We start from the raw sequence: 22,359 nt of genomic DNA, 5'->3' as shown, positions 1-22,359 counted from the left end.
CGCGGCTCAGTACTGGCGCGGCGCCTGCTGCTGCGTGGGCTGCTGCTGGGGCGCGGGCTGTGCCGGCTGCTGGGACGTCTGCCCCGCCGGGATCTGGGCGGACTGGCCCTGGCCGACCTGGCCCTGACCCTGGCCCATCGAGGCGCGGATCTGGTCGAGGCGGCTCTTGCCCGCGTAGTCGCGCGTGGCCTGCTCGACCTCGAGCATGCGGCCCTGCACGCTGTTCTGCGCGAGCTCGGCCTGCCCCAGCGCCGTCGAGTAGCGGCGCTCGATCTTGTCGCGCACCTCGTCGAGCGACGGGGTGTTGCCCGGCGCCGCGACCTCGCTCATCGAGCGCAGCGACGCGGAGACCTGCTCCTGCATCTTGGCCTGCTCGAGCTGGCTGAGGAGCTTGGTGCGCTCGGCGATCTTGGTCTGGAGCACCTGCGCGTTGCGTTCGACCGCCTGCTTGGCCTGCTGGGCCGCGCCGATCGACTGGTCGTGCAGCGTCTTGAGGTCCTCGACGTTCTGCTCGGCCGTGACGAGCTGCGACGCGAACTGCTCGGCGCTCTGCTCGTAGCGCTGCGCGCCCTCCTCGTCGCCGCGCGCCCGGGCCTCGTCGGCCATGACCAGCGCCTGGCGCGCGGAGGCCTGCAGCTTCTCGATGTCGGCGAGCTGACGGTTCAGCTTCATCTCCAGCTGGCGCTGGTTGCCGATCACCGACGCGGCCTGCTGCGACAGCGCCTGGTGCTGGCGCTGCGCGTCCTCGATGGCCTGCTGGATCTGGACCTTCGGGTCGGCGTGCTCATCGATCCTCGAGGAGAACGCGGCCAAGAAGTACCGCCAGGCCTTGACGAAGGGGTTGGCCATCTGCTCCCGCCCAACTCGTGACGTCGATCCTCAGGCGGGCGACATCCGCGCCTGGTCTGTCGCCATGTTCTCACCTCCTCGCGGAGGCTTCCACCGACCCACCGATCACGACGACCGTCCGGCCCACCGAGATCAGCAGGGCTTCACACTGCACTCACGCGGGGCTCACGCGGCGACGCGCAGCGCGCGACCGGAGGCCGACGCGACCGCTCCCCCGCCGGCCAGGCCGACGAGCCGCACCGTGGTGCCGCCCTCGACGGGCGTCACCTCCGGCTCGCCCTCGGGCTCGGGCAGCGCGACGGTGCGCGGCGGGGCCGGGTCGGTGGGCTCGGGCGGGGTCGGCGGCGCGGACGAGGACGCCGACGCGGACGCCGACGCGGCCTCCGAGCCCTCGGCACCGGGGGACGCGGGCTCGAAGGCCTCCTCGACGGCCGTGCGGAGCGCCGGGTCGATCTCGCCGTCGATTCCCCGCTCCATCGCCGGGCCGGCCCCGACCCCCGCGGGCACGGGGCGGCGCACCGGGCGCAGGACGTCGGCGACCTCGTCGAGCAGCTCGGGCAGCGGCAGGCCGAGCGCGGCGCAGACGGCCGCGAGCAGCTCGCTCGACGGCTCCTTGCGCCCCCGCTCGATCTCCGACAGGTAGCCCAGGCTCACGCGCGCCTCCCGCGAGACGTCGCGCAGCGTGCGGCCCCGCTCGGTGCGGGCGCGGCGGATGGTCCCGCCGATGGCCTCGCGCAGCAGCAGCGACATGCCACACCTCCCACCACCGGCCGTGGTCGACCGTGTCCGTCCACCGTACCGAGATCGACCGACCGGCGACGGCGACGCAGGTCCGGGCCTGTTCGTCGAGAGCGAACAGCAGGGCCGGTCAGGAGGCCCGGGCGCGGGCGCGCAGGCGCAGGGCCCGGACCAGGTAGTCGAGCCCCGTGACGACCGTGACCACCACCGCGGCGAACACCAGCACGGCCACGACCGGCGCGAACGCCGCGGGTAGCGGCATGATCGCCAGGCCGAGCGCGACGGTCTGCAGCATCGTCTTGATCTTGCCGCCGCGGCTGGCGGGGATCACACCGTGACGCAGCACCCAGAAGCGCAGCAGCGTCACCCCGATCTCGCGGACCGCGATGGTGATCGTCACCCACCAGGCCAGCTCGCCGAGCAGCGAGAGCCCCACGAGCGCCGCGCCGGTGAGCGCCTTGTCGGCGATCGGGTCGGCGATCTTGCCGAAGTCGGTGACGAGGCCCCAGCGCCGGGCGAGGTCGCCGTCGAAGGTGTCGGTCAGCGACGCGACGGCGAACACGGCGAACGCCGCCCAGCGCCACGTGGCGCTCGTCCCGTCGTCGACGAACAGCACGACGAGGAACACCGGCACGAGCACGATCCGGACGAGGGTGAGCGCGTTGGCCACGTTGACCAGCGGGACCGGCGGGGCGACCACGCCGGCGGAGGCGGGGCCGGAGGCGCCCGACCCCGGGCTCGTCACCGCGCTCCCGCGCCGGCCGGGACGCCGGCGGCGGTGGGAGCGGTGTCGTCGGTGTCGGGGCCGGCGATGCCGAGCGCCTCGACGACGAGGTCCAGGCCCTCGGCGTCGACCACCCGCCCGGTGACGACCACGCCCGGCGCGAGCGCGTCGAGCAGGTCGGGGTCGCCGACGAGGCGGCACTCGCCGTCGACGTCGGGCCCCTGGTGGGCGGCGCGGCCGACCCAGCCCGGGTCGTCGGTGTCGTCGGCCTCCCACCGTTCGACGAGCACCTCGACGGCGGTGCCGACGCGGCGGGCGGCACGGTCCTCGGCGACGTGCTCGGCGAGACGGGTGATGCGCTCCACGCGGGCGGCGATCTCGGTCGGGTCGACCTTGTCGGGGAGGCCGAGCGCCTCGGTGCCGTCCTCGTCGGAGTAGCCGAACACGCCGACCGCGTCGAGCTCGGCCTCGGCGAGGAACGCCTCGAGCTCGGCGAGGTCCTCCTCGGTCTCGCCCGGGAAGCCGACGATCACGTTGGACCGGATGCCGGCCTCCGGGTCGAGCGCGCGGATCTCGCGGCAGAGGGCGAGGAACGTCTCCCGCGACCCGAACCGGCGCATCCGGCGCAGCACCGGGGCGCTCGCGTGCTGGAAGGAGAGGTCGAAGTACGGGGCGACCCGCGGCGTCGTCGCGATCGCGCGCAGCAGCGGGGGCCGCACCTCCGCGGGCTGCAGGTAGGACACCCGCACCCGGCGCAGGCCCGGCACCGCGGCGAGGTCGCCGAGCAGCCGCTCGAGCGCGCCGCCCGCGGCCCCGCGGGCGTCGATGTCCTTGCCGTAGGACGTGGAGTTCTCGCTGACCAGCATCACCTCGGCGACGCCGTGGTCGGCCAGCCAGGCGGCCTCGGCGACGACGTCGCGCGGGTCACGCGAGACGAAGGCGCCGCGGAAGGACGGGATGGCGCAGAAGCTGCAGCGGCGGTCGCACCCCGAGGCCAGCTTGAGCGGCGCCACCGGCGCGTCGTCGAGACGCTGCCGCGGCACCTCCGGGAGCCACTCGTGCCCGGGGATCGAGCCGCGCTCGACCGCCTCAGGGCGCTTCACCGGGCTGATCGGCAGCAGCGTGCGGCGGTCGGTGGGCGTGTGCGACGCGAGCGGCCGGCCGGCGAGCACGTCGTCGAGCCGCGAGGGCAGGTCGCCGTAGTGGTCGAAACCCAGCACCGCGGACGCCTCGGGCAGCGCCTCGGCGAGCTCGGCGCCGTAGCGCTCGGCCATGCAGCCGACGGCGACGACCTTCGCGTCGCCCCCGCCCGCGGCGAGCACCGCGTCGATGGAGTCCTTCTTGGCCTGCTCGACGAACGTGCAGGTGTTGACCACCACGACGTCCGCGTCCCCGGCGTCGCCACTGGTCACGTCCCAGCCGTCGGCGGCGAGCCGGCCGGCGAGCTCCTCGGAGTCGACGTCGTTGCGGGCGCACCCGAGGGTCACCAGCGCCGCCCGGGGGCGCTCGACATTGCGGGGGGAGCGCTCGACCACCTCCCCAGCCTATCGGCCCGGCCCCTGGCCTACCCTCCGCTGGTGGTGATCCCCGCGTGAGCCCGGCGCCCGAGACCGCCGCGCCGGTGCTGCTGCGGCGGGCGCGCACCGCCGACGTCCGCGGCATCAAGACGCTCGTCGACTCGTTCGCCGACGACAACATCCTGCTGCGCAAGCCCCTGGTCACCCTGTACGAGACGGTGCAGGAGTTCCGGGTGGCCGTGCGGGGGCGCGACGTCGTCGGGTGCGGGGCGCTGCACGTGCTGTGGGAGGACCTCGCCGAGATCCGCACCATCGCGGTCGACCCGCGGATGCAGGGCGCGGGCATCGGGCACGGGCTCGTGCACGAGCTCGTCGCCCAGGCGCGGGCGCTGGGCCTGCGCAGCGTGTTCGTGCTCACCTTCGAGGTGGCCTTCTTCGGCCACCACGGCTTCCGCGAGATCGAGGGCTCGCCCGTGACGCCGGAGGTCTACGCCGAGATGATGCAGTCGGCCGACGAGGGCGTCGCGGAGTTCCTCGACCTCGCCTACGTCAAGCCGAACACCCTCGGCAACAGCCGGATGCTCCTCGAGCTGTAGGTCGGAGCTGTCGGTCAGACGACCGTCCGCTCCGGCTCGGGGAGGAGACCGGCGCCGCGGCGGGGCAGGTGTGCGGCCACGCGCCAGCCCGCCCCTATGGGCCCCGCCTCCACCGTCCCCCCGACGAGCGCGGCGCGCTCCCGCATGCCGACGAGGCCCAGCCCCGAGCCCTCCGCCGGGGGGCGGTGGCCCGGGCGCACGCCCTCGTCGGTGACCTCGAGCGCCACCGCGTCGTCGTCGTGGCGCACGACCACCCGGGTCGGCGACGGCCCGGCGTGGCGCAGGGCGTTGGTCAGCGCCTCGGTGACGATGCGCGCGGCGAGGACGTCCGCCTCCGGGCGGTCCGGCCGGTCCGGGCCGACGACCTCGACCTCCACCGGGAGCCCGGCGTCGCGCACCGGCGCCACGAGCGTCTCGAGCGCGGCCGCGTCCAGCGCCCCGGCGGGCGGCGTGTCGCCCTCGAGCAGCGTCGGCAGCGCCGCGGCGATGCGCTCCCCGGCCTCGCGGATGGTGCCGAGCGCCGAGGGGTCGGGGGCGACGCGCGCGGCGTTCAGGGTCACGACGAGCGCGGAGAGCTCGTGGGCGAGGACGTCGTGCAGCTCGCGGGCCAGGCCGAGCCGCTGGGCCCGGACCTCGCGCGTGGCCCGTTCCGCCGCCCGGTCGGCCTCGCGCCGCGCGGCCTGCGCGGCGGCGCGGCGCTGGAGCACGCCGAGCCCCCACACCGCGGGGACGAGCAGGTAGGACAGCACCCAGCTCACGGGGCTCTGCGCCAGCGCCGCCGGCACGTCCGTCGCCAGCGTCGTCACCAGCACGGCCGCGGTGCACCCGGCCACCGTGAGCGCGGACGCGACGGTCGGGGCGGCGAGCCCGGCGCCGTAGACCAGCACGCCCCACGACGTCTCGGTGACGAGGTGGGTGGTGCCGAGCAGCGACGCCGCCGCGGACCCGAGCGTCGCGACGACGAGCGCCGGCAGCGGCGCCCGGCGCCACCAGGCCAGGGCCAGCACCTGCACCGCGATCGGGAGGAGCCCCAGGGGACGGGCGAGGTCGACGTCGAGCAGGGCGAGCAGGTCGGCGATCCGGCCGGGGCGCACGTGCGGGAGGGCGAGGCCGGCCGTGACGGCCGCGAGGACGACGAGGCCCGCGACGGCCCCGGCGAGCGCCACGCCGCCGCGGGACGGCCACCACCGCCGGGGGCCGGTTCCGGGGGCGGGCCCGGCCCCGACCGGCTCGGGGTCCGCGGTGCCGCGGAGCAGCGTGAGGGCGCGGCGCATCCCGGCCAGCGCGGCGCGCGCATCCTCGGTGACCGCGGCGAGGCGGGCGGGCTCGGGGTCGGCCAGCTCCCGGATCCGCGCCACGACGCGCTCGACGCGCACGGCGACGAGGTCCCGCAGGTCGGCGGCGAGCCGGTCGCGCTGGGCGGTCAGCGCCTCGGCGAGGCGGTCGCGCTCCTCGGCGCGCCGCCGCACCGCGACCTGCGCCGCGCGGGCCCGGGCGACCACCGCGACGACCGCGGCGATGCCCAGCACCGGCACGACGCTGACCAGCAGGCCCGCCGCGGTGCCGAGTGCCCGGGCCGGGTCGCCGGGCCGGTCGACGACCCCGCAGAGCAGCGGCGCCACGAGCGTCGTCACCGTGACGACGACGGCGGCCGGCACGGGCCGCACGCGGCGCACGACCCCGAAGACGAGAACGGCCCAGGGCCAGACCGGCGCCGAAGCCACCAGCCACCAGACCACCGGGACGCTCACGGCGAGGACGAGCAGCGCGCCGACCGGCCGCTCCCGGCGCCACAGGACGGGCAGCGTCTGCACCGCGCCGCCGAGGAACACCCCGACGCCGGCCCCGCCGCCCACGGCCTCCCCCACGGCGACGGCGTTGACGCCGAGCAGCATCAGCAGCACCGCGACGACGACGCCGTCGGAGGTGCGCAGCTCGGGGAGCAGGCGGCCCGGGCGAGCGGTCACGACGGGCGGACCAGCCCCGCCTCGAAGGCGTGCACGACGAGCTGCACCCGATCGCGCCGTTCGAGCTTGCGCAGCAGGTGCGCGACGTGGGTCTTCACCGTCGACTCGGCGACCACCATCTCGGCCGCGATCTCGGCGTTCGACAGCCCGCGGGCGACCAGCACGAGCACGTCGCGCTCGCGGGCCGTGAGCCCGTCGGCGGCCGGGTCCGGCGTCGCTGGGGCCGGCTCGTGGGCCACCCAGTCGCGCACGAGCCGCGTGGTCACCGACGGCGCGAGCAGCGACTCGCCGGCGTGCACGGTGCGGACCGCGCGCACGAGGTCCTCCGGGTCGGAGTCCTTGAGCACGAACCCGCTCGCGCCGCCGCGCAGGGCCCGGCGCACGTAGTCGTCGACGTCGAAGGTGGTGACGACGAGGACCCGCACGTCCGGGTGCGCCGCGGTGATCCGCTCGGTGGCCGTCAGGCCGTCGCCGCCGGGCATGCGCACGTCCATGAGCACGACCTCGGGGCGCAGCGAGGCGACCGCGCGCTCGGCCGCCGGGCCGTCCCCCGCCTCGCCGACCACGTCGACGTCACCGGCCGCGGTGAGCACGGCACGGAACCCGGTGCGGACGATCGGCTGGTCGTCCACGAGCAGCACCCGGATCCCCACGCTGCGCATCGTGCCAGGGGCGCCGGGTCGGCGGCCCGTGTCCGTCTCGTCCCGCGACGGCGATCACGCCGCGTCCCGCACGAACGGGCCGTGCTCGACGACCGGGACGCTCCAGCCCTGCCGCCACGAGTTGAGGTCGACGACGACGCCGACGACGCCGGCCAGCAGCCGGCAGGGTGCGCCGCCGCAGGCCGCGCGGAGGTCGTCCCCGAACCGCCGGTCGATCGCCGCCCGCGCCCACCCGCCCAGGGGCGCCCCCTGCGCGGCGGCGAACCGCAGGAGGTCGTAGCCGAGGTCGTGGGCGCGGCAGGCATCGCCGAACGCCCGCGGCAGCGCCACCGGTGACGAGCAGGCGCCGCCCGGGTCGACGAGCCTCCCGCCGACCAGCGCCACGCGGTGCCCGGCCAGGAACGCCGGCGGCAGCACGGCGGCGGTGCGGTCCGGGCCGGTCAGTGCGGCGACGGCCCGCGCCGACGCCGGGTCCTCCGGCCCTTCCTGGGGCACCGTGGCGCGGCCGGTCCCGGTGAGGAGCAGCAGCAGGGCGAGCGCCGGCAGCACCGCGGCGAGGGCGATCTTCACGGCGGGGAACGCTCGCCGTCGCCGGCCCGCGCGGGCATCGCCCCACGGAGCCGACGTCGCGGTCCACCCCCGGACCGGCGCCGGGGCGCGTGTCGTACCCGGGAGTGAGGACCGCGGGGTGACGACAGGCCGCCGCGGTCCTCCTAGCCTCCCCCGGTATGGGACGCGGCTGGTCGTGGGCGGGCCGGATCGTGCTCGCCGGGGTCCTGCTCGCCGTCGCGTGGCCGACGGCACTCGTCGAGCTCGCGGTCACGCCGGCGACGGCGCTGCCGGTCGCGCTCGTCGTCGCGCTGCCCGTGCTCGTCGCGCCGGAGCACCCGTGGCGGGCGTGGGTGGCCTCGGCGCTCGGCGGGGTGCTGATCGCCGTGTTCGTCGGGCCCGCGGCCGGCGACACGCTGAGCGTCCAGGCCGCGCACCTCGTGGTGCTCTGCGGCCTGACAGCGCTCGTCGTCGCGCGGTGCGAGCCGTGGACGGGCGGGGTCGGCACGGTCGGGCTGGTCGTGGTGTTCGTGCTGGCGACCCGGACGGCCGAGGGGGCCGGGCTCGGGCTCTTCTTCACGGTCGTCGTCCTCGCCGTGGGGCTGCTCGGGCGCCGCGTGCTGACCCAGCGGCGCCAGATCGCCGAGGCCGAGGAGCTGCGTGCCGACGAGGAGTCGCGGCGCGCGGTGCTGCAGGAGCGCACGCGGGTCGCCCGTGACCTGCACGACGTCGTGGCCCACTCGATGTCGATGGTCGTGGTCCGCGCGGAGACCGCCCGCTACCGGCTGCCCGCGGTCGACGAGGCCGCCGCCGGGGAGTTCTCCGCGATCGGGGACGCGGCCCGCGCGGCGCTCACCGAGCTGCGCGGCGTGCTGACGGTCCTGCGCGCCGACGACGAGGACGCCGAGCTGGCGCCCCAGCCGGGTGCCGACGACGTCGACGAGCTGCTCGCCGCGACGTCCGCGGCCGGCGTCGACCTGACCGTCACCACCTCCGGCGACCCCGCGGGCCTCGGACCGGCGGCCTCGGTCTCGCTCTACCGGATCCTCGCCGAGGCGCTGGCCAACGCCTCGCGGCACGCGGCCGACGTGCCGGTCGCGGTGACCATCGACCACACGCCGGACGCGGTGCGGCTGCGCGTGGTCAACGGACCCGGGCGCTCGGCCGCGGGCGCGGGTTCCGGGCTCGGGCTACCGGGCATGCGCGAGCGGGCCGCCGCCGTCGCGGGCTCGCTCACCATGGGGCCGACCGGCGACGGCGGGTTCGCGGTGGACGCCCGGTTGCCGGCCGGGCATGCGAGGCTCGACCCCGTGGTCGGGAGCGGCGCGTGACGCGTGTCCTCGTCGTCGACGACCAGGCGATGGTCCGCGAGGGCTTCGGCGCGCTGCTGGCCGCCCAGCCCGGGCTCGAGGTGGTGGGGCAGGCCGCCGACGGCGAGGAGGCGGTCGCCGCGGTCGAGCGCGACGTCCCCGACGTCGTCCTCATGGACGTGCGGATGCCGCGCCTCGACGGGCTCGCCGCGACCCGGCGCATCCTCGCGCGGCACGAGGGCGTCCGCGTGCTGGTGCTGACCACCTTCGACGTCGACGAGTACGTCTACGAGGCGCTGCGCGCCGGGGCGAGCGGCTTCCTGCTCAAGGACGCCCCGGCCGACGAGCTGGTGCGCGCGGTGCGCGTCGTGGCCGACGGCGACGCCCTCCTCGCGCCGTCGGTGACCCGCCGGCTCGTGGCCGAGTTCGCGACCCGGGCCGTGCCAGCCCGCGCGCCGTCGGCCCGCCTGGACGCGCTGACGGCCCGCGAGCGCGAGGTCCTCGTCCTCGTCGCCCGCGGGCTGTCCAACGGCGAGATCGCCGGGCACCTCGTGCTGGCCGAGCAGACAGTGAAGACCCACGTCGGGCGCATCCTCACCAAGCTCGACCTGCGCGACCGCGTCCAGGCCGTCGTGCTGGCCTACGAGACGGGCGTCGTCACCGCCCGGCTCGACCGCTGAGCTACACCTCGACCGGGGCAGCTCCGCTGCGCTGCGTGCCGCCCGACCGCACGATCATCGGCGCCGCGGCCGCCACCACGGCCGTGAGCACGCCGAGCGCGAGGATCGCCCCCGACAGCCCGCCCAGCGGGCCGGCGACCGCGAGCAGCACCAGCGGGCAGAAGAACTGGCCGATGAACATCGCGGCGGTCCAGAAGCCGGTGCCCCGGCCGCGCTCGGCGAAGCCCAGCCCGGACAGCGCCCAGGTCAGCAGCGTCGGCAGGAGCAGGCCGGTGCCGGCGCTGGCGATCACGGCGCCGACGGCGATCACCGGCACCGACGAGGTGACCCCGACGACCACGAGCCCGACCGCCGCGAGACCGAGCGCCACCGGGAGCAGCACGCGGGTCCCGCGCCGGGCGACCCGGCCGAAGGTGTAGCCGCCGGCCGCCGTCGCGAGGGAGGCGACGGCGCTGAGCAGGCCGATCGTGGCGGTCGACGTCACGCCCACCGAGGCCAGCACCAGCGAGAGCTCGGCGATCGGGGTGTAGAAGACGATGCCGCCGAACAGCGTGACCAGGCAGGGCACGGCGATGAGGCGCCACGGCACGGGCGGCAGCGACGCGGCCGGGGTCCGCCCGGTGGAGCGCACGAACACGGCCACGAGCACCGCGATGACCAGGCTGGAGAAGTAGAGGACGAACGGCGCGCGCCAGCTCACGGCGCCGAGGGCGCCGCCGAGGCCGAAGAAGACGGTGGCGGCGAGCGTCGTCGCGATCGTCTGCCGGCCGAACCAGCGGTCGCGGGCCGTGCCGTCGAAGAGGTCGGCGAGCAGGGTCGTGCAGGCGGTCATGATCGCGGCCTCACAGATCCCGACCCCGACCCGGCTGGCGACGACCGCGCCGAGCGAGTCCAGGTAGAGCGGCGCGGTGCCGAACAGCGCGTAGACCACCAGGGCGGCGACGAGCACCCGCTTGCGCCCGGCCGCGTCGACGATCCGGCCCGCGACCGGCGCGAGCAGGCCGATGACCAGCGCGGGCGCCGTGAGCACGATCGGGACCAGCACCTCGACGCCGGCGGTGCCCGCGAAGGCCTCCATCATCCGCGGCAGCACCGGGGCGAGCAGCACCGAGCCCAGGATCGGCAGGCAGCTGCCTGCCAGCAGGATCGCGCCCTGCCCCGTCGCTCCCCGCGACCGGGCCGCCCTGCCCTGGTCCTCCTCCTGGCCGATCACCGTCACGACGCCTCCGTCCCGTTTCCCCGCTCTGGTGACGGAGAGTGTCGAGGCGTGGGTCACATGATCGGAAATCACTCTCGTTGGGGGTCGCCATCGGTCGCGCTGATGGTCGGCAGGGCCTCGCCCACCTCGGTGAGCAGCCCGCGCAGCCACCGATGGGCCGCATCGGTGTCGTACGTGGGGTGCCACCACATGGCCTCGACCAGCGGCGTCGCGGTGAACGGGCAGGGCAGCACCCGCACCCCGTCGGCGGGGCGCAGCCGCGCGGCCAGCCGGCCCTGGACGAGGGCGACGCGGTCGGTGCCGGCGACGAGGTCCGGGATCGGCAGGAACGACTCCACGACCACCTGCGCACGGGGCTCGATGCCGTGCGCCCGCAGCTGCTGCGCGGCGGGGGTGAACGCCGTCGGGCGGTGGTAGACGGTCACCCACGGCAGCGTCGCGAGGTCCTCCAGCGAGACCGTGTCGGCGACCCGCTCGTTGGCGGTCGCGACCAGCACCACCCAGTGGTCCTCGTAGAGGTCGATGAACGGCAGGTCGTCGACGAACCCGTGGGGCAGCAGCAGCCCGTCGACCCCGCGGAGGCGCTCGGCGGCCCCGGTGACGTCCTCGGGGCGGTGCGGACACAGCCGCAGGCGGGCGTTCGGCGCGGAGCGGGCGAAGGCGGCCGCGAGGGGCGGACCGAGCACGCTCGTCGCGTAGTCGGAGACGAGGAGCGTGAACTCGCGCGTGCTGTCGGCGGGGTCGAAGTCGGGGGCGGCGGAGAACACCCGCTCGACGCCCGTCACCGCGGCCTGCACCCGGTCCACGAGGCCGGCCGCCAGCGGCGTGGGCTCGTAGCGGTTGCCGACGCGCACCAGGAGCTCGTCGCCGAAGTGGCGGCGCAGCCGGGCGAGCGCCGCACTGACCGCGGGCTGGGAGAGCCCGAGGACCGCCGCCGCCCGGGTGACGTTGCGCTCGGCGAGCAGGGCGCGCAGCGAGAGCAGGAGGTTGAGGTCGAGGTTCGCCAGCCGCAGCGGCTTCGGTGCCGCCTCCTCCGCCATCCCGTATCCCTACCGCATCTTCGGCGCAGCATCACCGGCGCAGCGCCGCGTCCAGCGCCCGCACCAGCTCCCCGGCCCGACCGCGTCCCGGGGGTGCCGGTGGGTACCGGCACAGGACGTCGACCACGTCGGGGGTGGCGAGCGCCGCGCACTGCGCGAGGTGGTCGTCGGGCGCGAGGGCCAGGGCGGCGTGGGCCGCCGCGCCGAGGACATGGTCGACCTGTGTGGCCTGCGCCAGCGGGTGCAGGAACGCCGCCCCGGGCGCGGGCCCGGTGGCCCGGGCGGCCTCGCTCGCCGCGGGCTCCCCCGCGTCCCGCGCTTCGCGCGCCGCCCGGTGCGCCGCCCACGCCGCGTTCCGGAGGGCCCTCGTGCGCGGCTCGCCGTCGGCGAACGCCTGCGCCGCCGCGATCGCGGCGCGCGGGCGCTCGTCCGCGTCGGCCAGCGCCAGGGCCGGTCGCGCGCAGGCGACGGCGTACGCGGTCACCGCGCGGATCTCGTCGAGCGAGAGCTCGATCGTCGGCCCCGGCACGCGGCCGAGTGTCCTCCCGCTCCGTGATCAGCAGTCCGAAAGGCACCTCGCGGGGGTCGCCACACGTGCCTTTCGGACTGGTGATCACGGATCCGGGGGGTAGGCAGGGGCGGGCGGCATCGACCGGGGCGATGCCCGCCATCAGCGGTTCGCGGTTCCCGGGCGGCAGGCGGTGGCCGCATCGTGGGCGGGACCACACCGACGGCGCTGCGGAGGACGCATGATCAGGCTGGGGACGTTCTCGAGACCCGGGGAGGATCGAGCGTTCCCGGGGCTCGTCACCGGGGAGGACGGCGTCGTCGACCTCTCCGACCTCGCGGCGAACATGTGCGACCTGCTCCGGGACTGGGACCGCGCGCTCCCCGAGCTCGACGCCCGCACCGGCGGCGAGCCCCTGTCCGGCCTGCACGTCCACGCCCCGGTCGAGCCCGGGCAGATCCTGCAGTCCGGCGCCAACTACCGCACGCACGTGATCGACCTGGCCGCCGCGCACCACGCCGAGCGCGGGACCCGGCCCGACGCGGAGATCCGGGCCGAGGTCGCGGAGATGATGGACCGGCGCGCGGCGGAGGGCACCCCGTACCTGTTCATCGGCCTCCCGTCGGCGGTCGCGGGCCCGACCGACGACGTCGTCGTCCCGCCGTGGACGCAGAAGCTCGACTGGGAGCTCGAGCTGGCCGCGGTGATCGGCCGCGAGGCGTTCCGGGTCGACCGCGCCCACGCGCGCGACCACGTCGCCGCCTACACGATCGCCAACGACCTCACGGCCCGCGACCAGGTGTTCCGCCGCGACATGCCCGAGATCGGCACCGACTGGTTCCGCGGGAAGAACGGCCCGGGCTTCACCCCGCTCGGTCCGTGGCTCGTGCCCGCCCGGGACGTCGACCCGACCGACCTGCGCATCCGCCTGGAGCTCAACGGCGAGGTGATGCAGGACGAGACCACCAAGGACATGCTCTTCGACGTCGCGGCCCTGGTCGCCGCCGCCTCGGAGATCACGCCCCTGCGGGCCGGCGACCTCGTGCTCACCGGCAGCCCGGCGGGCAACGGCATGGCGGTCGGGCGGCTGCTGCGCGACGGCGACGTCATGACCGGGTCGATCACCGGCCACGGCGTCGACCTCGGCACCCAGCGGACGCGGGTGGTGGCGGAGTGACCGACACCAGCGCGATCGTCGCCGCCGGGCACGACCCGGCCAAGCCCGAGGAGGCCGTCGCCGCCGTCGTCGCCCGCGTCTCGCGGTGGGGCCGCTGGGGTCCCGACGACGTCCTGGGCTCGCTGAACCTGCTCACCCCGGCCAAGCGGGTGGAGGGCGCGGCGTGCGTCCGCACCGGGACCGCCTTCTCGCTGTCCCAGCCCTTCGACGAGACCGGCCCGCAGAACGGCTGGAAGAAGCGCACCAACCCGGTGCACACCATGCTCGGCACCGGCCACGAGGCCCTCGACGGCGAGTTCCCCCACGGGATCGGCGGCGCCGACGACGTCATCGCGATGCCGCTGCAGTGCTCCACGCAGTGGGACGGCCTGGGCCACATCTTCGACCACGGCAAGGCGTGGAACGGCCGGGACGCCGCCGCGGTGGTGCGGGTCGAGGGCGACCGGCTCACCGGGATCGAGACCGCCGCCGCCCACCTGGCCGGGCGCGGGGTGCTGCTGGACGCCGGGCGGGTGCTCGGCGACGAGCAGGGCGAGCTGCCGGACTCCTACCCGATCACCGCCGAGGAGCTCGACGAGGTCGCGCGGGTCCAGGGCGTCGAGGTCCGGCCCGGCGACATCGTCTGCGTGCGCACCGGCCAGTACGCCCGCACCCGGCGCGAGGGCTGGGGCGGCTACGCCGGCGGCCCGGCGCCCGGGCTGTCGTTCACCACGCTCGACTGGCTGCACGACACCGACATCGCCGCGATCGCCACCGACACCTGGGGCGTGGAGGTGCGGCCCAACGAGTTCGAGGTCGCCTTCCAGCCGCTGCACCAGGTCGCCATCCCGCACCTGGGCCTGTTCCTCGGCGAGATGTGGGACCTCGACGGCCTCGCGGACGCCTGCGCGGCCGAGGGCCGCTACGCCTTCTTCCTCACCGCCGCGCCGCTGCGGATCACCGGCGCCGTCGGTTCCCCCGTCAACCCGATCGCGGTGATGTGATGAGACCGGAGCACGTCCTCGTCGTCGGCGGCGGCGCCGCCGGCACCGCCACCGCGATCCTGCTCGCCCGCGCGGGCGTGGCCGTCGACCTCGTCGAGGCCAGCCCGGAGATCGGCTCCTCCGGGTCCGGGATCACCCTGCAGGGCAACGCGCTGCGGGTCTTCCGCGACCTCGGCGTGCTGGACGACGTCCTCGCCGCCGGGTACGCGTTCGACGAGGTCGGGCTGCGCACGCCCGATGGCGGCGTCCTGGCCGTCATCCCCGACGCCCGCACCGGCGGGCCGGACCTGCCCGCCACCGTCGGCATGCCCCGCGGGGAGATGGCGCGGCTCCTGGCCGCGCGGGCGGCCGAGGTGGGCGTGAAGATCCGCACCGGGGTCCGACTGGAGGGCGTCACCGAGACCTGCGAGGTCGCCTGCTCCGACGGGACCTCGGACACCTACGACCTCGTCGTCGGCGCCGACGGCCTCAACTCGGCCGTCCGGAGCGCGATCGGGATCGACACCCGGCCCGAGCCGCTGGGCATGGGCATCTGGCGGGTCTTCACGACGCGGCCGGCGAGCATCACCCGCACCGACCTCACCTACGGCGGCGCGGCCTACATCGCCGGCTACTGCCCCACCGGCGACGACTCGATCTACGCCTACCTCGTCGAGGACGCCGCCGACCGGACCGGCCTCTCCCCCGACGAGCAGCTCGCCACCATGCGCGAGCTCGCCGGCCACTACGGCGGACCCTGGACGGAGATCCGCGAGCGGATGACCGACCCGGCCCGGGTGAACTACACGTGGTTCACCCACCACCTCGTCGACGGCCCGTGGCACCGCGGGCGCGTCGTGCTCGCCGGGGACGCCGCCCACTCGTGCCCGCCGACCCTGGCCCAGGGCGCGGCGATGGCCCTCGAGGACGCGACGGTGCTGGCCGAGGAGCTGCTGGCCGCCGACGACCTCGACACCGCGCTCGAGGCGTACACCACCCGCCGCCGGGAGCGCGCCGGCACGGTCGTCGCGGGCTCCGTGCAGCTCGCCCGCTGGCTGCTCGACCACGAGCCCCCGCCGCAGGCCGGGGGCGCCGCCGACGTCCCCGGGCTGATGGCCCGCACCTCCGCGCTGCTCGCCCGGCGACCCTGACCAGAGGACACCATGGACCGCCTGATCACCCACCTCCGGCACGTCGACCTCGCCGTGCCCGACTTCGACACCCAGCTCGCCTTCTACCGCGACCTGTGGAAGCTCTCCCCCGAGACCACCGACACCGGCATCGCGTTCCTCGCCGCCGAGGGCTCGCCCGAGCAGTACCAGGTGCGCCTGCGCGCCGACGCGGAGAAGCGCGTCGACCTCATCGCGTTCGGCGCGGAGACGGCCGCCGACGTCGACGCCCTGGCCGAGAAGCTGGGCCGCGAGGGCGTCACGCTCGTCAGCACGCCGGACAAGCTCCGGACTCCGGGCGGCGGCTACGGCTTCCGCTTCTTCGACCTCGAGGGCCGCACGATCGAGGTGTCCTCCGATGTCGCGACGCGGGCCCACCGCAAGGTCGAGGAGGGCGAGTCGGTCCCGGTCAAGCTCTCCCACGTGGTGATCAACTCGCCGCAGCCCGAGGCCCTGGTCACCTGGTACGACCGCCACCTCGACTTCACGCTCTCCGACACGCTGTTCTCCCCGCACATGGGCGAGATGATGTGGTTCCTGCGCTGCAACCCCCAGCACCACAGCCTCGCGATCGCCCGCTGCCCGCACGTGTCGCTGCACCACGCGTCCTTCGAGCTCCGCGGCATCGACGAGTACATGCGCGGCACCGGGCGGCTGCTGCGCGCGGGCGTCGAGAAGGTGTGGGGCCCCGGCCGGCACCTGGCCGGCAACAACACGTTCTCCTACTTCCTCGACCCGCAGGGCAACACCGTCGAGTACACGACCGAGCTCGAGTGCCTCGACGAGGACACCTGGCACCCGTCGCTGTACGACTTCACCAACCCCGAGGTCTCCGACCAGTGGGGCACCGCGAACCCGATGAGCGAGTTCGTCGCCAAGAAGTCGTTCAACGACCCCGACCGCGGCGTCTTCGTCGCCCCGCCGGTCTGATGAAGGTCGCATCGGTCCGCCACGAGGGAGCGGAGCGCGTCGGGGTGGTGGTGGACGACGGCGGCGGCCAGCGGGTCCACCTGCTCGACCGTCCCGTCACGGTGCTCGACCTGCTCCGCTCCGGGACGCTGCTCGACGCCGGCGAGGAGGCGCTGCGGGCCCGCCCGGTCGCCCTGGACGACGTCCGCCTGCTCGCCCCGCTGCAGCCGCCGACCGTGCGCGACTTCGTCGCGTTCGAGGAGCACGTCGAGGGGATGCGGAACCTGTCCGGCATCCCCGAGGCCTGGTACGACGCGCCGACGTTCTACTTCTCCAACCCCTACGCGACGCTGGGTCCCGGCGACGACGTCCCGGTCCCGCCGGGGTGCTCGGTGCTCGACTTCGAGCTCGAGATCGGCGCGGTCATCGGCCGCACGGGCCGCGACGTCGCCCCCGCCGACGGGTGGTCGCACGTCGTGGGCCTGACGATCCTCAACGACTGGTCGGCGCGCGACCTGCAGTCCCGCGAGATGCAGGTCGGGCTCGGGCCGGCGAAGGGCAAGGACACCGCGACGACGCTGGGGCCGTGGCTGGTGACCGCCGACGAGTTCACCCCCGACCCCGAGGGCTTCCTCGACCTCGCGATGACGGCGGCGGTCGACGGGACGGTCGTCGGGGAGGACCTGCTGTCCAACATGGGCTGGCCCTTCGGCGACCTCGTGGCCTACGCGTCACGCGGCACCGAGGTCCGCCCCGGCGACGTGCTCGGCTCGGGCACCTGCGGCCACGGCGGCTGCCTCGGCGAGCTGTGGGGCCGGGGCACGTCGCGCGACGAGCTGCCGCCGCTTCGCCCGGGATCGGTGGTGACGCTGACCGTCGAGGGCATCGGCACGCTGACCTCGCGCGTCGTCGCCGGTGCCGACCCGGTGCCGATCTCCCGCGCCCGGACCCGTCCCCGCACCCGCCCCGCCGACCGGGAGACCGCATGAGCCCGACCACCGACGTCCACGCCCACGTCCTCGTCCCGGCCGCCGAGGCGCTGGTCGCCGACGAGCCCGCCCTCGCCGAGGCCAGGTCCGCCGAGGCGCGGGCCGCCGGGCCGGCGTCGTCGCGGGTCAACCGCGAGCAGATCGCGGCCCTCGGCCCGGCGCTGACCGACCGCGACGTGCGCCTCGCGGCGATGGACGCGGCCGGCATCGAGGTGCAGCTGGTCAGCCCGATGCCCATCCACCACACCTGGGCCGACGGCGACCTCGCCGCCCGGTACGCCGCGGCGGTGAACGACGGCGTGCTGGCCCACTGCGCCGGCGCCCCCGACCGGCTCACCGGCCTCGGCACCACGCCCCTGCAGCACCCCGACCTCGCCGTCGACGTCCTGCACGCCGCCGTCGCCGCCGGGCTGCGCGGGGTGGAGGTCGGGACGTTCGTCGCCGGGCCCGACGGCGTGCGCCGCGAGCTCGACGACCCCGCGCTGCGCCCGTTCTGGGCCGCGGCCGCCGAGCTCGAGGCGGTCGTGTTCGTCCACCCCTGGGGCTGCACGCTCGGCGAGCGCCTCGACGTCGGTTACCTCTCCAACAGCGTCGGCAACCCGGTCGAGACGACCGTCGCGCTCTCCCGGCTGGTGGCCTCGGACGCGCTGCCCGAGGGGGTCCGGGTGCTCGCCGCGCACGGCGGCGGTTTCTTCCCGTACGGCACCGCGCGCCAGGACCACGCCTGGCACGCCCGCCCCGGTGACCGCGCGGCGCCGGCGCCGCCGAGCCGGGCCCTGCGGCGGCTCTGGTTCGACTCGCTGGTGTACACGCCGGAGGCGCTGCGCCACCTCGTCGCCGTCGCGGGGGCCGACCGCGTCGCGCTCGGCACCGACCACCCCTTCGACATGGGCGTCACCGACCCGCTCGACCGCCTCGCGGCGGCCGGGCTCGACCCCGCCGAGGCCGAGCTCGTCCGCGCCGGGAGCGCCGCCGCCCTCCTGGCCCCCGTCGCGGCGCGCGGAGCCGTCTGACCGGGGTCACGCGCGTCCGGTCCCGGCACGGACGGTCCGACGTCCCGGCGCGATCATCGCGACCACACCGAGCACGGCGGCCGCGATCAGCCCGACGGACATGACGACGTTGCCGACGACCGTGCCGGGGTTCGCGGACGTGAGGTTGGGCAGCAGGAAGCCCGCGAGGGCGCCGACGCCGACGATCCAGACCCCGATCAGCACCGCGAAGACGGGGTGCCATCGCCACCGCGACGTGGCCACGGTGAGCACCCCGGCCGCCAGGATGAACAGGATGCCGGGCGGGAAGGGGATGCCGCCGAAGGCGCCCTGGGCCTCGGTGAACTTCCCGGGGTCGGCGATCGCCTGGACGACGAGGCCGACGATGCCCACGAGGAGGCCCGCGAGGGACCACCGGGTGGCGCGGGGGAGGCGGCCGGCCAGGGACGTGAGGTGCTGGTTCATGACCGGGAGCGTCGCCCGCCGGACGTCGCCCGGTCGTCCGCCCGGACGCGGCCGGCGGCTACGCGGGATCGCGTAGGCCGGGCCGCCGCGGAGCCGCGACACGGCGGACGCCCCGCCACCGCCCGCCGCCGAGGCTGTCGGCATGACCGCGCCCCCGCCACCGCCGGACGTCGCCCGCCCGCATCGCCTCCGGGCCCTCCGCCCGGTCGCCCGGGGCCATCCCCGCCGTGCCGCGGGCATCGCCACGGTCGCCGGCCTGCTCGCCACGGCCGTGGGTGACGCCGCGCCCGAGGGCCTGCACTGGGACGGCCCCGGCCCGGCGATCTTCGCGGCGCTCGCCCTCCTCGTGGCGATCGTCCCGGGACGGTCGGCGGTCGTGCTCGCGGTGCCGGTCTCCGCGACCTTCCTCTACGGGGCGCTCACCGTGCCCGCGTCGCTGGACCGGCTGGCCGACCCGTCGGCGCTGCTGACCTTCGGTTCGGCCGTCCTGCAGCTCCTCGGCCTCGTCGTCGCGGTCGCGGCGGGCATCGTGGTCCTGTGTCCGGCGCGCGCCCGGACCCGGACGGCGTGACGACCTACGCTGCCGGCGTGTCGACCGGTCGGTGGTCGCCCTCGAGGGTGCGCGAGCCCTGGCGCACGGCCGCGCTCGCCGCGGTCCTCCTCGCCGGGACCGCGATCGCGGCGGCCGGCCAGGCCGCGCGCCCGGTCGACGTCGGCGCGGTCGGCGTCGTCGTCGGCGGTGTCCTGGCGGTGTCGGCGGTCTGGGCCGGGCACCGGAGGTGGCCCGAGGCCGCCGCGCTGCTGGCGGGCCTCGTCGTGGCCGGCTACCTCGTCCTCGGTGGTCCCTACGGACCCGTCCAGCTCGTCGTGGCGATGTGCGCGTTCGCCCTGGGCGACCGGCGGCCCCTCGGGCGCGCCCTGCTCGTCGGCGCGGCGACGGCCGTGGTGCTCACCGGCGGGCTCGCCACCCGGTTGCGCGCGGAGCTGCCCGTCGTCGCGACCGGGGTGCTCGTGGCCTGGGCCGCGGTGTTCGTCGCCCTGCCCCTGCTGCTCGGGGTCGTGGTCCGGCTCCGCCGCGACGCCGCCGCGCGGCAACGCGAGGAGCTGCTCGCCCGCGGTTCCGAGGCCGAGCGGCTCCGCGTGGCGCGCGACGTGCACGACATCGCGGGGCACGGCTTCGCGGTGGTCAGCATGCAGGCCGGTGTCGCCCTGACCGTGTTCGACGAGCAGCCCGACCAGGCCCGTCGCTGCCTCGAGGCCATCCGGGACTCGGCGGATGCCGCCCTCGGGGACCTCCACGGGATGCTCGACACGCTGCGCGGCCCGGCGCCCGGGGTCGCCGACCTCGAGGAGCTCGTCGACCGGGTCCGGGCCGCCGGACTGCCCGTCGACCTGCGCTCGGCCGGCGACGCGGGGACGGGCATGGACGAGGAGGTCTCGACGACCGTGCACCGCGTGGTGCAGGAGGCGCTGACCAACGTGCTCCGTCACGCCGGGCCGACCACCGCGAGCGTGGAGATCGACCACGACCCGGACGCGGTGGCCGTGGTGGTCCGCGACCGGGGGCGGGGCCTCGCGGGGCCCGCCGCGCCGATGAGCGCGCGCCACGGCCTCGGCAGTCTCCGGGCCCGGACCGAGGCGCTCGGGGGCACCCTCACCGTCACCGCGGGACGGGGTGGGGGCGTCGAGGTCGACGCCCGCCTCCCCCGGCGGGCACGCTCGTGACGGAGCCGATCACCGTGGCCCTCGCGGACGACGACGAGCTCGTCCGGATGGCGCTGCGTGTGCTGGTCGAGCGCGAAGCGGACCTCCGCCTGGTCGGCGAGGCGTCCGACGGGCACCAGGCGCTGTCCCTGGTCCGGTCGCGGCACCCCCGGGTGCTGCTGCTCGACCTGCAGATGCCCGGTCCGCACGGTCTCGAGGTCCTGCGCGCCGTCACCGCCGACCGTGCCCTCGCCGCGACCCGCGTCGTGGTGGTCACGACCTTCGAGATCGACGCGTACGTCTTCGAGGCGCTGCAGGCCGGGGCCAGCGGGTTCCTGCTCAAGAGCCGGGTCCCGGCCGAGCTCGTGGACGCGGTCCGGGTCGTCGCTGCGGGTCAGGCGCTGCTCTCGCCGTCGGTGACCCGCCGGGTCATCGCCGGGTTCGGGAGCCGCGGCAGCGGGCCCGCGGCCGACCGTGCGGCCTGGGGCTCCCTGACCACCCGCGAGCGCGAGATGGTGGCGTGGGTCGCCACCGGACGCGCGAACGACGAGATCGCCCGCGAGCTCGTGATCAGCCCCGACACCGTCCGCACCCACGTGAGCCGGGCCATGGTCAAGCTCGGCGCGCGCGACCGCGCCCAGCTCGTCGTGTTCGCCTACCGGGAGGGCGTCCGGCTGCCCGAGACCTGAGCGTGGCACCGGCCGTTCCTCCCCCGCCGCCACGATCACGCCGCCCGTGGTGTCCTCCCGGGGTGGCGCTCGAACTGATCCCCCGACAGCGGCGCACCCTCGCGCCCGGCGTGGTCCACGTGCCGGACTGGCTGTCCGTCGACGTGCAGCGCCACCTCGTGGGGGCCGCGCGGGGGTGGGCCCGCGAGGGCCCGGGTGCCCGGCACGCGACGCTGCCGGGCGGCGCCCGGATGAGCGTCGAGACCGTGTGCCTGGGCTGGCACTGGATCCCCTACCGCTACAGCCGCACCCGCGACGACCAGGACGGGTCGCCGGTCGCGGCGTTCCCTCGCTGGCTGGCCGACCTCGGGGCGGCGGCGGTCGCCGACGCGTACGGCGTGCCGGTCGACTACCGACCCGACGTCGCGCTGGTCAACACCTACCGCGGCGACGCCCGCCTCGGGATGCACCAGGACCGCGAGGAGCGGGCGCCCGACCCGGTGGTGTCGCTGAGCCTCGGCACCGCCTGCGTGTTCCGGATCGGGAGCCCGCACCACCGCCGCGGCCCGTGGCACGACGTCGAGCTGCTCTCCGGCGACCTCGTCGTCTTCGGCGGCGAGCACCGGCTCGCGTACCACGGTGTCCCGAGGCTGCTCCCCGGGCTCGACGTCCCCGACGTCGGCACCGCCCCCGGCGAGCGGATCAACATCACCCTGCGCGTCTCGGGCCTCGCGTGACCCACCGCCTGCTCGGCGCGGACGGGCGGCCGTACGCGTCGCGATCGCCCGGCACCCTCGGCGGGCACCGGCGCCTGCGGATCTACGGCCGGCTCGACTGCCCCAGCGCGCGGCGGTGGCTCGACCGCGGGTACTACGCCCGCCACCGCGTGTTCTTCGCCGACGCGGCGACGGCCCGCGCCGCGGGCTACCGGCCGTGCCGCGTCTGCCGGCCGGACGGCCGGTGAT

The 22,359-nt window shown here is 76.2% G+C and carries 25 protein-coding genes; 14 read left to right on the top strand and 11 right to left on the bottom strand.

Translation table 11 applies throughout. The annotated features are described in order from the left end of the window. Window positions 1-6: 6 nt before the first annotated feature. From ABD994_RS14320 to rimO, 4 genes are all read right to left on the bottom strand, one after another. Entirely contained in the window at window positions 7-849 is an 843-nt protein-coding gene (locus tag ABD994_RS14320) for a PspA/IM30 family protein (protein ID WP_345415629.1), read from the bottom strand. Window positions 850-1,014: 165 nt separating this feature from the next. Beyond that, window positions 1,015-1,599: a helix-turn-helix domain-containing protein gene (locus ABD994_RS31685; RefSeq protein ID WP_425550056.1), complete on the bottom strand. Its 585-nt coding sequence runs from the start codon at window positions 1,597-1,599 to the stop codon at window positions 1,015-1,017. 118 nt (window positions 1,600-1,717) lie between these two features. Next, window positions 1,718-2,332 (bottom strand): CDP-diacylglycerol--glycerol-3-phosphate 3-phosphatidyltransferase, encoded by a 615-nt coding sequence (gene pgsA, locus ABD994_RS14310; RefSeq protein ID WP_345415626.1) that lies wholly within the window; start codon window positions 2,330-2,332, stop codon window positions 1,718-1,720. Continuing rightward, window positions 2,329-3,846 carry a 30S ribosomal protein S12 methylthiotransferase RimO gene (rimO, locus tag ABD994_RS14305; protein WP_345415623.1) on the bottom strand — a complete coding sequence of 506 codons (1,518 nt, stop codon included), beginning with the start codon at window positions 3,844-3,846 and terminating at the stop codon, window positions 2,329-2,331. The genes pgsA and rimO overlap by 4 nt, the downstream gene beginning before the upstream one ends. Window positions 3,847-3,902: 56 nt before the next feature. Here rimO and ABD994_RS14300 point away from each other — a divergent pair, with 56 nt between their 5' ends. Continuing rightward, window positions 3,903-4,424, top strand: a complete 522-nt coding sequence (locus tag ABD994_RS14300; RefSeq protein ID WP_345415620.1) for an amino-acid N-acetyltransferase — start codon at window positions 3,903-3,905, stop codon at window positions 4,422-4,424. 14 nt (window positions 4,425-4,438) lie between these two features. Here the strand turns inward: ABD994_RS14300 and ABD994_RS14295 are convergent, their stop codons facing one another. The 3 genes from ABD994_RS14295 to ABD994_RS14285 all read right to left on the bottom strand — a co-directional run bounded on the left by ABD994_RS14295 (window position 4,439) and on the right by ABD994_RS14285 (window position 7,623). After that, window positions 4,439-6,391: a sensor histidine kinase gene (locus ABD994_RS14295; protein ID WP_345415617.1), complete on the bottom strand. Its 1,953-nt coding sequence runs from the start codon at window positions 6,389-6,391 to the stop codon at window positions 4,439-4,441. Next, on the bottom strand, window positions 6,388-7,044 hold the full coding sequence (locus ABD994_RS14290; protein WP_345415615.1) for a response regulator: 657 nt from the start codon (window positions 7,042-7,044) through the stop codon (window positions 6,388-6,390). The genes ABD994_RS14295 and ABD994_RS14290 overlap by 4 nt, the downstream gene beginning before the upstream one ends. 63 nt (window positions 7,045-7,107) lie before the next feature. Beyond that, the gene (locus ABD994_RS14285; RefSeq protein WP_345415612.1) at window positions 7,108-7,623 is read right to left on the bottom strand and encodes a phospholipase A2 family protein; all 516 of its coding nucleotides are present in this window, start codon (window positions 7,621-7,623) and stop codon (window positions 7,108-7,110) included. 158 nt (window positions 7,624-7,781) lie between these two features. On the opposite strand from ABD994_RS14285, the gene ABD994_RS14280 reads away from it, so the two are divergent. Both ABD994_RS14280 and ABD994_RS14275 read left to right on the top strand, forming a co-directional pair. After that, window positions 7,782-8,933, top strand: coding sequence for a sensor histidine kinase (locus ABD994_RS14280; protein ID WP_345415607.1), 1,152 nt, complete (start codon window positions 7,782-7,784; stop codon window positions 8,931-8,933). Then, window positions 8,930-9,592, top strand: coding sequence for a response regulator (locus tag ABD994_RS14275; protein WP_345415604.1), 663 nt, complete (start codon window positions 8,930-8,932; stop codon window positions 9,590-9,592). Before ABD994_RS14280 ends, ABD994_RS14275 begins: the two co-directional genes overlap by 4 nt. Before the next feature lies 1 nt (window position 9,593). On the opposite strand, the gene ABD994_RS14270 is transcribed toward ABD994_RS14275, so the two are convergent. The 3 genes from ABD994_RS14270 to ABD994_RS14260 all read right to left on the bottom strand — a co-directional run bounded on the left by ABD994_RS14270 (window position 9,594) and on the right by ABD994_RS14260 (window position 12,380). After that, entirely contained in the window at window positions 9,594-10,811 is a 1,218-nt protein-coding gene (locus tag ABD994_RS14270; RefSeq protein ID WP_345415601.1) for an MFS transporter, read from the bottom strand. 68 nt (window positions 10,812-10,879) lie between these two features. Continuing rightward, window positions 10,880-11,851, bottom strand: a complete 972-nt coding sequence (locus ABD994_RS14265; RefSeq protein ID WP_345415598.1) for a LysR family transcriptional regulator — start codon at window positions 11,849-11,851, stop codon at window positions 10,880-10,882. Between the two features lie 31 nt (window positions 11,852-11,882). Further along, on the bottom strand, window positions 11,883-12,380 hold the full coding sequence (locus ABD994_RS14260) for a putative immunity protein (protein ID WP_345415595.1): 498 nt from the start codon (window positions 12,378-12,380) through the stop codon (window positions 11,883-11,885). Window positions 12,381-12,600: 220 nt separating this feature from the next. Here ABD994_RS14260 and ABD994_RS14255 point away from each other — a divergent pair, with 220 nt between their 5' ends. Genes ABD994_RS14255 through ABD994_RS14230 form a run of 6 tightly spaced genes read left to right on the top strand, consistent with a single transcriptional unit; the run spans window position 12,601 to window position 18,578 of the window. Further along, window positions 12,601-13,536, top strand: a complete 936-nt coding sequence (locus ABD994_RS14255) for a fumarylacetoacetate hydrolase family protein (protein WP_345415592.1) — start codon at window positions 12,601-12,603, stop codon at window positions 13,534-13,536. Next, window positions 13,533-14,519, top strand: a complete 987-nt coding sequence (locus ABD994_RS14250) for a cyclase family protein (protein WP_345415589.1) — start codon at window positions 13,533-13,535, stop codon at window positions 14,517-14,519. The genes ABD994_RS14255 and ABD994_RS14250 overlap by 4 nt, the downstream gene beginning before the upstream one ends. Continuing rightward, window positions 14,519-15,649, top strand: coding sequence for an FAD-dependent monooxygenase (locus ABD994_RS14245; protein ID WP_345415585.1), 1,131 nt, complete (start codon window positions 14,519-14,521; stop codon window positions 15,647-15,649). The genes ABD994_RS14250 and ABD994_RS14245 overlap by 1 nt, the downstream gene beginning before the upstream one ends. A 12-nt stretch (window positions 15,650-15,661) precedes the next feature. After that, window positions 15,662-16,597 carry a VOC family protein gene (locus tag ABD994_RS14240; RefSeq protein WP_345415581.1) on the top strand — a complete coding sequence of 312 codons (936 nt, stop codon included), beginning with the start codon at window positions 15,662-15,664 and terminating at the stop codon, window positions 16,595-16,597. Then, window positions 16,597-17,565, top strand: coding sequence for a fumarylacetoacetate hydrolase family protein (locus ABD994_RS14235; protein WP_345415578.1), 969 nt, complete (start codon window positions 16,597-16,599; stop codon window positions 17,563-17,565). Before ABD994_RS14240 ends, ABD994_RS14235 begins: the two co-directional genes overlap by 1 nt. Then, complete coding sequence (locus ABD994_RS14230) at window positions 17,562-18,578, top strand: amidohydrolase family protein (protein ID WP_345415575.1); 1,017 nt, start codon at window positions 17,562-17,564, stop codon at window positions 18,576-18,578. Before ABD994_RS14235 ends, ABD994_RS14230 begins: the two co-directional genes overlap by 4 nt. 6 nt (window positions 18,579-18,584) lie before the next feature. Here the strand turns inward: ABD994_RS14230 and ABD994_RS14225 are convergent, their stop codons facing one another. Continuing rightward, a complete protein-coding gene (locus tag ABD994_RS14225) occupies window positions 18,585-19,022 on the bottom strand; it encodes a hypothetical protein (protein ID WP_345415572.1) in 438 nt (145 codons plus the stop codon). 142 nt (window positions 19,023-19,164) lie between these two features. On the opposite strand from ABD994_RS14225, the gene ABD994_RS14220 reads away from it, so the two are divergent. The 5 genes from ABD994_RS14220 to ABD994_RS14200 all read left to right on the top strand — a co-directional run bounded on the left by ABD994_RS14220 (window position 19,165) and on the right by ABD994_RS14200 (window position 22,358). After that, the gene (locus ABD994_RS14220; RefSeq protein WP_345415569.1) at window positions 19,165-19,593 is read left to right on the top strand and encodes a hypothetical protein; all 429 of its coding nucleotides are present in this window, start codon (window positions 19,165-19,167) and stop codon (window positions 19,591-19,593) included. Between the two features lie 17 nt (window positions 19,594-19,610). Then, complete coding sequence (locus ABD994_RS14215; RefSeq protein WP_345415566.1) at window positions 19,611-20,747, top strand: sensor histidine kinase; 1,137 nt, start codon at window positions 19,611-19,613, stop codon at window positions 20,745-20,747. Further along, window positions 20,744-21,415, top strand: coding sequence for a response regulator (locus ABD994_RS14210; RefSeq protein WP_345415563.1), 672 nt, complete (start codon window positions 20,744-20,746; stop codon window positions 21,413-21,415). The genes ABD994_RS14215 and ABD994_RS14210 overlap by 4 nt, the downstream gene beginning before the upstream one ends. A 62-nt stretch (window positions 21,416-21,477) precedes the next feature. Further along, window positions 21,478-22,131 (top strand): alpha-ketoglutarate-dependent dioxygenase AlkB family protein, encoded by a 654-nt coding sequence (locus tag ABD994_RS14205; RefSeq protein ID WP_345415560.1) that lies wholly within the window; start codon window positions 21,478-21,480, stop codon window positions 22,129-22,131. Then, window positions 22,128-22,358 carry an Ada metal-binding domain-containing protein gene (locus ABD994_RS14200; protein WP_345415557.1) on the top strand — a complete coding sequence of 77 codons (231 nt, stop codon included), beginning with the start codon at window positions 22,128-22,130 and terminating at the stop codon, window positions 22,356-22,358. Before ABD994_RS14205 ends, ABD994_RS14200 begins: the two co-directional genes overlap by 4 nt. The last annotated feature ends 1 nt before the right edge of the window (window position 22,359 follow it).

This window comes from Actinomycetospora chlora (assembly GCF_039542135.1).
Classification (GTDB): domain Bacteria; phylum Actinomycetota; class Actinomycetes; order Mycobacteriales; family Pseudonocardiaceae; genus Actinomycetospora; species Actinomycetospora chlora.
Note: the sequence above shows the minus strand (reverse complement) of the source record. Positions and strands in the feature narration are given on the sequence as shown.